Source organism: Echinicola sp. 20G (assembly GCF_015533855.1).
Taxonomy (GTDB): Bacteria; Bacteroidota; Bacteroidia; order Cytophagales; family Cyclobacteriaceae; genus Echinicola.
In genome coordinates this window covers 2633879-2647226 of sequence record NZ_AP024154.1, presented here as the reverse complement: position 1 = coordinate 2647226, position 13348 = coordinate 2633879, and the positions used below count along the sequence as shown (strand labels likewise).

At 36.2% G+C, this 13348-nt stretch carries 4 protein-coding genes; 3 read left to right on the top strand and 1 reads right to left on the bottom strand.

Annotation, left to right across the window (positions count from 1 at the left end):
- The first annotated feature begins 122 nt into the window (after positions 1-122).
- The 3 genes from JL001_RS11140 (at position 123) to JL001_RS11130 (ending at position 10727) form a co-directional block, all read left to right on the top strand.
- Positions 123-5375 (top strand): polyketide synthase, encoded by a 5253-nt coding sequence (locus JL001_RS11140; RefSeq protein WP_200976153.1) that lies wholly within the window; start codon positions 123-125, stop codon positions 5373-5375.
- Between the two features lie 4 nt (positions 5376-5379).
- Positions 5380-9429, top strand: a complete 4050-nt coding sequence (locus tag JL001_RS11135) for a non-ribosomal peptide synthetase (RefSeq protein ID WP_200976152.1) — start codon at positions 5380-5382, stop codon at positions 9427-9429.
- Positions 9430-9977: 548 nt separating this feature from the next.
- Complete coding sequence (locus JL001_RS11130) at positions 9978-10727, top strand: 4'-phosphopantetheinyl transferase superfamily protein (RefSeq protein WP_236252782.1); 750 nt, start codon at positions 9978-9980, stop codon at positions 10725-10727.
- A 483-nt stretch (positions 10728-11210) separates the two neighbouring features.
- Here the strand turns inward: JL001_RS11130 and metG are convergent, their stop codons facing one another.
- On the bottom strand, positions 11211-13271 hold the full coding sequence (gene metG, locus JL001_RS11125; RefSeq protein WP_200976151.1) for a methionine--tRNA ligase: 2061 nt from the start codon (positions 13269-13271) through the stop codon (positions 11211-11213).
- Positions 13272-13348: the final 77 nt, after the last annotated feature.

Below are 13348 nucleotides of genomic sequence, written 5' to 3'. Positions count from 1 at the left end.
TTAATTTCGTTTTTTTATTTACAAAAAACATTTTTATATATTTAAAAAATAATTATTCTTACTTAAAGATATCCATTCGAATTCTTCAGTTTGAAGAATCAATTTTTCTAAATTTCTCCACTATGAATCCAGAAGAAATCAACCACTACTCAGATAAGTCCATCGTGGATCTATTTTTTGAGGCCTTTCTCAAATATCCTAATAACATTGCCTTAAATCTTGAGGGTCAAACCCTCACCTATCAGCAATTAGAGGACAAAAGTAACCAACTAGCCAATCTCCTAATAGATGAGGGCGTAAATCAACACGACCAAGTTCCAATAATCTTAAACAGATCCTTAGAAATGATCATTGGAATTTTAGGTATCATGAAGTGCGGGGCTTCTTATGTTCCTATTGCTCCTGAATTTCCGAATGAAAGAAAAAAAATTATTATTGAAAGCACAGCTTCTTCTATTTTAATTGCAAATGAAACTGATAATAGTCTAGAAGGGAGTGGAGTCAGGGTTTTAGGAATAAACGACATTAAAAAAAGACTTCTTAGTTATCCTATCTTAGGAACTACTCGTCAAATATCTCCTGAGCATATCGCATATACAATTTTTACTTCAGGTTCTACGGGAAAACCAAAAGGAGTCTGTGTACCTCATCGAGCATTAGTCAACCTATTAATTTGGCAACAGAAAAACTCTATGGCCAACAGTAAAGCGAACACTCTACAGTTCACAAAATTAACTTTTGATGTTTCCTTTCAAGAGATTTTTAGCACGCTGACCACAGGCGGAACCCTATTTCTTACAACCGAAGAATTAGTGAAAAATCCTTTGGGTCTTTTGAAGTTTATCGAACGTAACAAAATCAATCGCTTATTCCAGCCTTTTGTTAGCTTTCAGGCTTTGTGTAACGCCGCTGTACTAAACAATCTATACCCTCAATCTATCAAGGAAATCATAACTGCCGGGGAACAACTAAAAATCACACCCAATATTCGAAAGTTTTATTCCCAAATCGAGTCAGCAGACCTTTACAATCAGTATGGCCCTACTGAAACGGCTGTGATCGTAACTAATCTAAAACTATCAGGCAATGATGTGAACAAATGGCCAAACTTACCAAGTATAGGGTTTCCAATTGACAATGTTCAAGCCTTTATCTTAGATGATAAGGAATGTGTGCTAAATGAAGGATTAGAAAAAGAAGGGGAACTGGTTATTGCGGGTCCTTGCCTAGCAAGTGGTTATTTAAATCAACATGAACTAACCTCACAAAAATTCAAAACAATCTCTCACCCCGAAAAAGGAGACATTAAAGTTTATAAAACGGGGGACATTGCAAAAATTGAAACTGATAGAACAATTACTTTCTTAGGAAGAAGAGATCATCAGGTAAAAATAAGAGGGTATAGGATCGAACTTGGAGAAATTGAAGCTGTTCTTAACGAATATGCTTTAATAAATCAAGTAGTTGTAGTGGCTAGGGAAAATGAAGACGGTTATAAATTTTTAGTCGCCTACTATACTACAGATCAATCTGACAATATTTCTCAAAAAAGTATAATTCAACACCTAGCCACAACGCTGCCCGAGTACATGATCCCTTCCATCTTTGTGAAGCTAAGTGATTTCACAAAAACTACCAGCGGAAAAATAGATCGTAATAACCTTCCTTTGCCAATAAGTCGAAGAGAAGAATTTGATTCCATTATTGTAAACCCCAAAAGTGAAATAGAGAAAAGTTTATCTAGGATTTTCAAAAACATACTCAATTTTGACATTATTGGAACAGAAGATAATTTCTTTGAATTTGGAGGCAATTCACTGCTTGCTCAAAAACTATCTATCGAAATAAAAGAAGAGCTTGGACTAGTAATAACCGTTCCTAACATTTATCAGAGTCCTACAATTAAGGCACTTACTAAACACTTGGAGCCAGAGCAAAAAAATACATTTCCAAAAAACACTTCTAAAAAACTGCAAGCTTCAACGCAAAGTGATGTTGCAATTGTAGGACTTTCGGGTAGATTCCCTGGTGCAGATGATGTAGCTGGTTTTTGGAAAAATCTTCTAGAAGGTAAATCTTCAATTTCAAGGTTTTCAAAAGATGAATTGGACAGTACAATTCCTGATTATTTAAAAAATGATCCTAACTATGTCCCCGCCAGAGGAATCATCCAGGATGTCGAAAAGTTTGATCCTTTGTTTTTTGGTATTCCCCCGTCCCAAGCTGCTTTAATGGATCCCCAACAAAGGATTTTTCTTGAAATTGCTTGGGAATTATTAGAAAATGAGCACTTCTCTTCCAATGAGCAAAAGAGCAAAATAGGGGTTTTTGCTGGTACAAATAACAACACCTATTACCAAAACAATATACTTCCTAACAGGAAACTGGTCGAAAGGTTTGGTTCTATCCCTGTAATGACACTTAATGAAAAAGATTATGTTTCTTCCCGAACAGCCTATCACCTTAACTTAAGTGGACCAGCCATAAGTGTTTATTCAGCATGCTCTACTTCTCTACTTGCTGTGGCTCAAGCTGTACAGAGTATCAGGTCTGGACAATGTGAAATGGCAATAGCTGGAGGTAGTTCTGTTTCTTCTCCAGTAAAAACCGGCCATTTATATCAGGAGGGAGCAATTTTCAGCAAAGATGGCCATTGTAAGCCTTTTGACAAAACTTCTTCTGGCACTTTATTTAATGACGGGGCTGGAGCAGTTCTATTAAAAAATTTAGACAAGGCCATTGAAGATGGTAATACTATTTTAGCAGTCATTAAAGGCATAGGGGTCAATAACGATGGAGGTAATAAAGGCAGTTTTTCAGCACCAAGTGCAGAAGGACAGGCAGGAGCCATTCACGCCGCCTTGAAAGATGCTCAAACTTCACCGGAATCCATAAGTTATGTTGAAATGCATGGAACTGGAACGCCAGTTGGTGACCCTATTGAAGCCGAAGGACTTAAAATGGCTTTTGGCTTCACAAATAACCGACAACATAAATGTACCTTGGGATCGGTAAAAAGTAATATTGGACACCTTACTGCTGCTGCTGGTGTAGCGGGATTGATCAAAACAGTCCTAGCCTTAAGAAACAAAAAAATTCCTGCTACCGTCGGCTTTAATGAACTTAACAGTAATATTGACTTTGTCAATACGCCTTTTTTTATCAACAATAGCACTACAGATTGGATAGAAGATTTCCCAAGAAAAGCTGGAGTAAGCTCTTTTGGTATCGGAGGAACAAATGTCCACATTGTCGTAGAAGAATACCCAGAAAAAGCTCACACAGTTAAATCCTCAACTAAACCTTATAAGGTAATAAACATTGCAGCAAAATCCGAAAACAGTTTGCACCTCTATTGGAAGAAACTAAGGCAATTTATAGAAAGTGCTCCCCACATTAACCTTGACGATCTCTCCTACTCGATCAACCGTAAAAAAAGTGAATTTTCCTACAAAAGTTATTTAACTTTCAGTGATCGAGAGAACCTTATTAAAGAACTTGAAAAGACTGAATCTTCTCCCGCTCCAACCAATCGAGTAACAACCGAGGTACCCAATCCAATATTTTTATTTCCCGGTCAAGGAGCACAATATTTAAATATGGGAAAAGATTTATACCAAATTGCTCCAATATTTAGAGAAGCTTTGGATCATTGCATAAGTCTTTTTAATACACACATTGACTTTTCATTACGAGAAATCATTTTCCCTAATGAAAGTGACAGTATTGCAGAATCAATATTAAAAAACACCAAATATACACAACCAGCAATTTTTGCAATTGAATATGCGCTTGCTAAGCAATGGCAGTCATGGGGAGTAGTTCCTTCCTATTTATGCGGTCACAGTATTGGTGAATTTGTAGCCGCTCATCTTTCTGGAATATTCTGTCTTGAAGATGCCATAAGGTTGGTTGCTATTAGGGGAAAGTTGGTTGCCGATCTACCACATGGGGATATGCTTTCAGTAAGAGCGTCGGTGAATAAGATCAACACCCTCATCTCAGAAGACCTATCAATAGCCGCTATCAACTCTCCTGAGCTTTGTGTGGTTGCTGGACCTTCTTACCAAATTGAAAAATTCTCCTTGATTTTGGAGAAACATGAAATTCTACATAAAAAACTCTTCACAAGTCATGCCTTTCATTCAAGCATGATGGATCCCATTTTGGATGCTTTTCATGAGGAAGTTAGTAAAGTGAAGATGAAGCAACCTAAAATCCCCATTATTTCAACAGTTACAGGAAAACATTTAACTGAAGAAGAAGCAACTTCTACAAAATATTGGACAGATCACCTCAGAAAGTCTGTCTTGTTCTCTCCAACTATTGAACATATAACATCACTCAATGCAACAACCATTTTCTTAGAAATAGGCCCAGGAAATGGTTTATCTACCCTAATAAAGCAACATAAATCCGCTTCCAAATCTCAAACAGTTAACAGTTTAAACCGTTTAGATGAAAAAAATGAGTATCACTATATATTGACTCAATTTGGGAGACTAATTTCCCTTGGTATCAAACCTAAATGGGACAAATTTTATCATGGAGAAAACAATAACTTTATAGAAACTCCAACCTATGCATTTGACAAACAAAGATGCTGGATTGATCCTATCCAAACAGATAGAATATTAGAAACAAAAACTGAAGAAACTGTAATATTTCCCTCTCCCTTGCAGGCTGAAGCTGAACTAACCCCAAGGAAAAGGATTAGAGATAAGCTGATAAAAATTTTATTAGATATATCAGGCATCAATTACGAAAACACACCTGACCATCAAACATTTATGGAGATGGGCTTAGATTCCCTTCTACTAACCCAATTATCTTTTACTTTCCAGAAAGAGTTTAAAACACCATTATCATTTAAACTCTTAACAACCTCTTTTAATAGCTTAGACAAACTTGTGAATCATTTGCTTAAATTCTCTCAGGAAACCTCTGATTTGAAGAATTCAGTAAATGATAACAATCTCAAAATTGAATCTGATGAAGTGTCAAACAGAATTAACCAGATCCAAAGTAATCTAAGCAATGTCGATAAAGAGGCTTTGTTGCTTATTAGTAAGCAAATGACACAACTATCCCAACAAATCAATCTATTGTTAAATGTTAATATTAACACTACAGGAGAAAGAAAAAACGAGCCAAAAAGTACGCAAACTAACACAATTTCACGTGAACATTTACCCAATGAAGGTGAAAAAATTGAAGTTCTAAAAAGTAATTCTTTCTTTACAAATTATGATAAACCTCCAGTACCAGGAGCATTACTTGGTAAAACATTGGATGGAAAACCTGCATGGTTCATTAATGATCCAAATAGAGCAGGTAAGTACCTTTTATTGGAGTCACTAACTTTTAATTCTTAATATCATGAATTCTACTTTTAAGTACATACCAGTTGATTACAACCCCTTCAAACAAGGCCATATAGTTAAATCTATTTCCACTATCCCTCCTCAAAAGGAAATTTGGTTGGCTTGCAAACTGGGAGGACAAGAGGCAAACCTTTCCTTCAATCAATCACTCTCTTTGGATTTTAAAGGCGTTTTAAAACCTGAAATCCTCAATGATTCATTTAAGGAAGTTTTAGAAAGACATGAACTACTTAGGTCTACTTTTAGTAATGATGGTAATCATATATATATTCATCAATCACAGATTCATTTGACAGCACAATTTGATCTATCGATGCTGTCAAAAGATGATCAAAAGATACGTTTAAAAGATTTCCATGAGAAAGATGCTGAAACTGCATTCGAACTAGAAAAAGGTCCTCTGGTGCGTACCTTTTTACATCAATTGTCCCCTGAGCATTATCGCTTTACTTTAACCATACACCATATTATCGCTGACGGTTGGTCGCTTGGCATATTACTCGAGGAAATCAGTGAAATTTATACTTCGAAACTTGAAAACAATCCACATTCATTACCATCACCTGACCAATTTGAGAAATACTCTGAAGCTATTCACAAATTTGAACAAAGCGAAAGCTTCTTGGAGACTGAACAATTTTGGCTAAATCAATTTGAGAAAGATTCCTCATTCTGTTTACCATCAGATTATAAACGACCTTCGATCAAAACATATGGTAGTAAAAGAATTGATGGTAAAATAAATCATGAAAAAGCTGAACAAATAAAGTCATTAGCCAAATCATTAAACACTAGCTTGGTTAATACATTACTTGCCACCTTTGAGCTCCTTATTGCTAAATTTTCCTTGGCAGATAGTATCACCATTGGTTTACCTTCAGCAGGTCAGTCAACAAAAGGCTACTTTAATTTGATTGGTCACTGTGTCAATTTGCTACCAATGAAATCGAAAATTGACGATAAGAAAACAGTAACTGAATACATCAATGAAAGAAATGTTCAAATCCAGGAAAGCTATGACCATACACTTTTTACTTATAGCAAACTTCTGCCCAAATTAAAAATCAAACGTGACCCCTCCAATTCGCCACTGGTACCAATAGTCCTTAATATTGATAGTGGAATAGACAACATCAACTTTCATGGTCTCGAATATTCAATAGTCAACAACCCAAGAAAGTTTGATAACTTCGAATTGGCCTTAAACATAACAAGTTTTAACGATTCTATTCAATTTGAATGGCATTACAACACTTCCCTCCTCAAATCAGAGACAGTAGAAAAGCTCATGGTAGATTTTGAATATCTACTTGGAGTCGTAAGCAAAAATCCTAACATACCCATTTATAAAATTTTTAGCCAAAGCCAATCAATTATATTGGAGGAATACAATAAGTTCAATCTGGATACGACTTCAGCTTACAATTCAGATTTAACTGTCTTAAAGCTGATTGAAAACCAAGTCAAAATCAGACCGCAAAAGCTAGCATTAGAATTTAAACAACAACAGCTTAGTTACTTAAACCTTGAAGAGGAATCTAATAAGTTTGCAAATTTTTTAATAAAAAGTGGCATTAGAAAAGGAGAACATGTTGGTGTTTCTCTTCCAAGATCAGCCGATTTAATAATTGGCATTTTAGGGGTAATTAAAGCAGGGGGGGTATATATTCCAATAGACCCTGACCTTCCAAAGGACAGAATTGATTACATGTTGGAGGATTCTTGTGCAACAGCTCTTATTACAGCTAAGAAACGTGAATTCATTTCTAAAAAACCTATAGAAGTCATCAACTTCTCCATATTCAAAGACACTTCTGCCCACTACAGTCCTGTTAGACCATCTGTTAAAATAGAGCAACATGATCCGGTATATATATTATATACATCAGGTTCCACAGGTCAACCTAAGGGAGTAGAAGTGACTCATGGTAACTTAGTGAATTTTGTATTAGGAGTTAAAAATAATCCTGGAATGCATCACTCAGACAGGTTACTTGCCATTACTACGATATCATTTGACGTAGCAGGGGCGGAATTTTACAGTCCTCTTGCCCATGGAGCCACTTTGGTCATGGCAGACAGTAATACTTCTAAAGATGGTAGACTCTTGCTAAAAGCATTAAAAGAACAACGTATTTCACGCATGTTTTCCACCCCAGCTACTTATCAAATGCTTGTTCAGGTGGGATGGGACTATTATCTACCTCTAAAGATTGTTTCTGGAGGAGAACCTTTTCAAGAAAGTTTAATTACAAAACTACTTAAAATTACTGACGAAATTTGGAATGCCTATGGCCCAACAGAAACGACTATTTTTTCCACTATTAAACAAATTAAGCATGTAGAAGAGTGTAAGTCTATCGGGAGACCAGTCAATAATACAAGAATCTACATTCTTGATGAACATCAACAACTATTACCGTTAGGGGAGACAGGGGAAATCTACATAGCAGGTAATGGAGTAGCTAGTGGCTATTGGGATAGGCAGGAATTAAACAAAGAGCGTTTTCTCACAAATCTTGTAAATGATGAAGGCACTCTCTATAAAACAGGAGATTTGGGCAAATACCTTCCCAATGGAGAACTAGTTTGTTTGGGAAGAATTGACAAACAAATAAAGCTTAGAGGCCAAAGAATCGAAATTGGAGAGATAGAGCAGCAAATAAACAACCTAAGTGGAATAGAGGCCTCGCTCGTCACTGATTTCAATTCTACAAATGGTGACAAAATGCTTGTAGCATACATCATTGAGGAAAATGACCCTTTGCTGACTGGAGACCAAAGTACTACATTGGTCAATCAAAAAAGAAGTCTTCAAGAGCAAAAGCAAACCTTGAGGAAGTTTCTACCTGAATATATGATTCCCTCTGAGTGGATTATAATTACAGCTTTTCCACTTACACCAAACGGGAAAGTTGACCTAGACGCTTTACCTACTCCTAAACTTCTAGAAGCTAGCCCAATCAACATAGGCCTCTCACCCCAGTCAGATACCGAAAAACTCGTAAGTGAAATATGGAAAAGGAGTCTTAATGTAAACCATATAAGTCTTGATGATGATTTCTTCGAACTCGGAGGACATTCCATAATGGCTGTTGAAGTAATGGGCAAAATAGATAAAGAAACTAAACAAAACCTTCCACTTACTTCGCTATTTAAAAATCCCACTGTAAGACAATTTGCTCAGCTATTGGACAATAAAAATAAACTGATTGAGGAAACTCAAGATTGGACTTCACTAATTCCTATAAAAGAATCAGGCAACAAGCCTCCTATCTACCTCATTCACGGGATAGCTGCCAATATCACCAATTACTTTAAACTAATTGAATATGTTGACAAAGAACAACCTCTTTTCGGGCTGCAAGCTAAAGGCCTAAACGGTATTGACGAACCTAACCGAGGAATAGAAAATATGGCCAAGCACTATGTCAATGAAATCATTGCTCATAACCCTCAGGGCCCCTACCATATTGGTGGATACTCTTTCGGAGGTTATGTTGCATTCGAAATGGCCAAGCAACTACTTTCGATGGGAAAAGAACTAGGAAAACTAATAATCTTTGATACCAGTATTGAACCAGATGATTTTAGAGATATTAATTCAAAAACCTTTAAGCAAAGACTAGCTGATCAGTTAAATCAAAGAAAAGTGGAACTAGAGTTATTGTTTAAGGCACCAAAAACCTTTAGAACCACTAAAGCTAGAGTAATCAAAAGAAAAATGGACGGATGGCGTTCTAAAGTAGGAATGGCTAAAAAGGAAGAAATCAATAAAGACCGGTTCCAAATTATTAAAGAAATAAAACAAATTAATGCGGAGTCATTGCTAAATTATTCCTTATCTCCTATCAGTGCGGAACTTACACTTTTCAAAGCTGCCATAAAAATAGCTCCTGTAACAGATGAAAAATATTATGGATGGTCGTCATTTGTGCAGAAAGTAAATGTGATAGACATTGAAGGAGATCACAATAGTATGTTTGATGCGCCATTTGGAGCACCATTTGCAAACAAACTTCAAAATCTTTTAAACGAAAGATAATGGAAGGTGATTTTCGGATAAACTGAGTTTATCCGAAAATCAATTCTTTATCGACAATCAATATTTATTATCATTTTTAATATAAATAACACAATTTTAGATTATTAATTAGGACTTTTTAGCCATGATTGTTTCTATTTTTGAACCTTTCGAACACTAAAATACTTAATTCATTTTTTTTAGTATGAAATACATTTTTATTGATTCAAAATTTGATTAGCTTTACTATTATATGATAAATTGGAAGGTAAGAAAAACTTAGTCACGCACAGTTTGTCCTCTTTGATTGTCGGCTCATAAAACATCAAGATTACAATATTGGCTCTTCTGTTCATTTTAAAATGTACCAAGCAACTCACCTCAAAATTCATCAATAAATAGGAATTAATTTTTGAAAATATTTGATATCAAAAAAGAAACAGATAATACTCCTGGTAGTAAAAATCGTTTAAATAAAAAGAATTGAGAAAAGTCCCAAATAATTTGAATTCGATAAGTTTTTCTCGAATTCAAAATAAAATCAGTCAATTATCGACAAAATGTGTCAAATGATGGATAGTCAACTGTTTATAAGCAAAATTCATTGTAGCACCGTTTTGCTTCCTAATTGGACCGTGAAGTCAGACTTCAAAATCGGCGAAAATGTTGATTTGTGGAGAGTTCCTGTGCAGAAATTAAAAGATAAAATTGATAAAATTTTACAGCTTCTCACCCCACAAGAGTTTAATACGATGAACCGGTATCAGAAAGAAAGTGATCGGTTAAGGTATGCTATTGGAAAGGGCTTCCTCAAGACATTATTGTCCAAATATCTTAATTGCGAACCAGAAGAAGTAGAGTTCATAGAAGGTATGAATAAAAAACCTGCCATTAAAAATCATAGGAATTTTAATTTTAACATTTCTCACTCCAAAGACTGGGTAATTTTTGGATTTTGTAGTGATGAGCTGGGAGTAGATATTGAGTTCGTTGATAGTAAGTTTGATTTTTTATCCCTAATCAACAATTGTTTCACAAAACCAGAAGCTCACTTTATTGAAAATGCTTACTCACCAAGACATGAGTTTTTTAAACTTTGGACCAGAAAAGAATCTCTATTGAAGGCGACTTCTGTAGGTGTGGTAGACAACTTAAACTTTATAAACTGCTTAGATGGAGTCCAATATATTCCTTACGAAGTTGGTGGCGGTTTTTCTGATTGGAAAATCAAAAGTCTATTGATGGATGAAGTATACCCTATCAGTGTATCCTTTCCTGTAAGGTATAGAAAGCTAAGGTTTTTTGAAGCAAACCCATAAACTACCTTTAAGGCAAAGCTTTGCCCTTAGCATCAACAACTATTAAAATAGTCTTAACCCTTTCAGCTTTACTTTAACCTGATAATAAAAATTTTTTTCACCTTATCCGCGCAACAGTGAACTCATAAGCTTACCTTTTCAAAATTTATTCTTGCCTTTCGTAAAGCTTCATTACCATTATTTAAGGGGCCTAAATAGCTAGTATTATTTACTCCATGTATTTCATTAAAGCCTTGTTTATGAACTTCATACAGTCCAGTCTTATCAAAACAATTACTTAGATAAAAGAATGTCATTAAATCAGGTATTTAGAAAATTAACGTCCGTTAAAAATACACCTTCATACAAAGAAAAAAACACCTTATTTACGATATTTTCAGCAATAAAACATTAGAAGACCTACCACCTATTTATTTTTCTTTGGCTTTACTAAAAACAACAAGAAGCGCATCCTTAAGCCGATCTAAAGATGCGCTTTCTTTTCTAACTTATTGGTGATCCCGGTGCTGTAGCTTCATGTGGCATCATTAATCTCAATGCTCCATCTTTATCTTCAGCCATCAATATCATACCTTCAGACTCAACGCCCATCATTTTCCTGGGAGCCAAATTAATCAACATGGTTACTTGTTTACCTATTAATTCTTCAGGATTAAAATGCTCAGCTATTCCGCTCAGTACCGTCCTTTTTTCCAAGCCAGTGTCAACTGTCAGCTTTATCAACTTTTTTGACTTCTTCATTTTTTCAGCTTCCAAAACCGTCACAACTCGAAGATCTAGCTTGGTAAAATCATCAAAAGAAATATTTTCCTTCACTGCAGGAACGGTAGCATTTGCTGCTTCATTCTGCTTCTTTGCTTCCATTAATTTTTGAACTTGGGCATCAACGACTTCATCCTCTACTTTTTCAAATAACAACTCTGCCTTTCCAATCTCTTCTCCACCTTTCAATAAATTATCAGCTCCTGCATCAGTCCATTTCAAGCCTCTTGTATTTAGCATGCTTGATAATTTCTCCGCGGTAAGCGGTAAAAATGGCTCACAAACAACGCCTAAATTAGCAGCAATGTTGAGCGCTATATTTAAGATGGTTGCTGTTCTCTCCTTATCTTCTTTGATGGTCTTCCAAGGCTCGGTATCCGCTAAATATTTGTTACCAAGTCTGGCAAAGTCCATTACCAAACTCAAGGCTTCTCTGAACCTGTATTTTTCTATCGAAGCGGCAATTTTGTTGGGGTATGCTTTCAACTCATCAATCACTTCTTGGTCATAAGGTGACAGATCGCCTCTTTCCGGAATGGATCCTTGAAAGTATTTGTGGGTAAGTACTACAGCCCTATTTACAAAATTCCCGAAAATGGCCACCAATTCAGAGTTGTTTCTTCCTTGGAAGTCTTTCCAAGTAAAGTCATTGTCCTTGGTTTCAGGTGCATTTGCTGTTAGGACATATCTTAACACATCTTGCTTGCCAGGGAAGTCTTTCAAATACTCATGCAACCATACTGCCCAATTCCTTGAAGTTGAAATTTTGTCGCCTTCCAAATTCAAAAATTCATTGGCCGGTACATTGTCTGGAAGCACATATTCTCCATGTGTCTTTAATATTGCCGGGAAAATGATGCAATGAAAAACTATATTATCCTTTCCTATAAAATGTACCAATTTGGTATCTTGGTCTTTCCAATAGGGCTCCCAATCCAAGCCTTTTTCCGCTGCCCATTCCTTCGTAGAGGAAATGTAGCCAATAGGTGCATCGAACCACACATATAAAACCTTCCCTTCAGCCCCTTCTACCGGAACAGGAACTCCCCAGTCCATGTCCCTGGTCATAGAACGTGCCTGAAGGCCGTCTCCTGCCTCTAGCCACGAGCGGCATTGGCCCAACACGTTGTTTTTCCAATCCCCCTTATGGTCAACCAAAATCCACTTCTTCAGGAAATCTGTATACCTGGCCAAATCCAAAAACCAATGTTTGGTTTCTTTCAAAACAGGTGAGTTTCCACTCAACTTTGATTTAGGGTTAATTAGATCAGTAGGACTCAATGATGTCCCACACTTCTCGCACTGATCTCCATAAGCTTGCTCATAGCCACACTTAGGACAAGTTCCTTCTATATACCTATCTGCCAGAAACTGGCCCGCCTCCTCATCATAGTACTGCTCGGTGGATTGCTCCAAAAACTCACCCTTTTCATACAAGTCAGAAAAAAATGCAGAAGCTGTCTCATGGTGAACGGGTGCACTGGTTCTGGAATAATGGTCAAAACTGATTCCAAACTCCTCAAAACTGGACTTCATGATACCATGGTATCGATCCACTATTTCTTGTGGAGTCACCCCTTCTTTTTTGGCCTTGATGGTGATCGCCACTCCATGCTCATCAGAGCCACAGATGTAGGCCACATCCTTGCCTAATGAACGCAAATAGCGTACATAAATATCAGAAGGAATATAACATCCTGCTAAATGCCCAATATGTAAAGGTCCGTTTGCGTAAGGCAAAGCGGAAGTAACTGTATATCTTTTGAAATCTCTTTTGCTCATAGGCTGCAAAGATAGGGAAATTTGATTTTTTTAAGAGAATAAACCCACAACCGATTTTTGGCGAATTTACTTGCTTC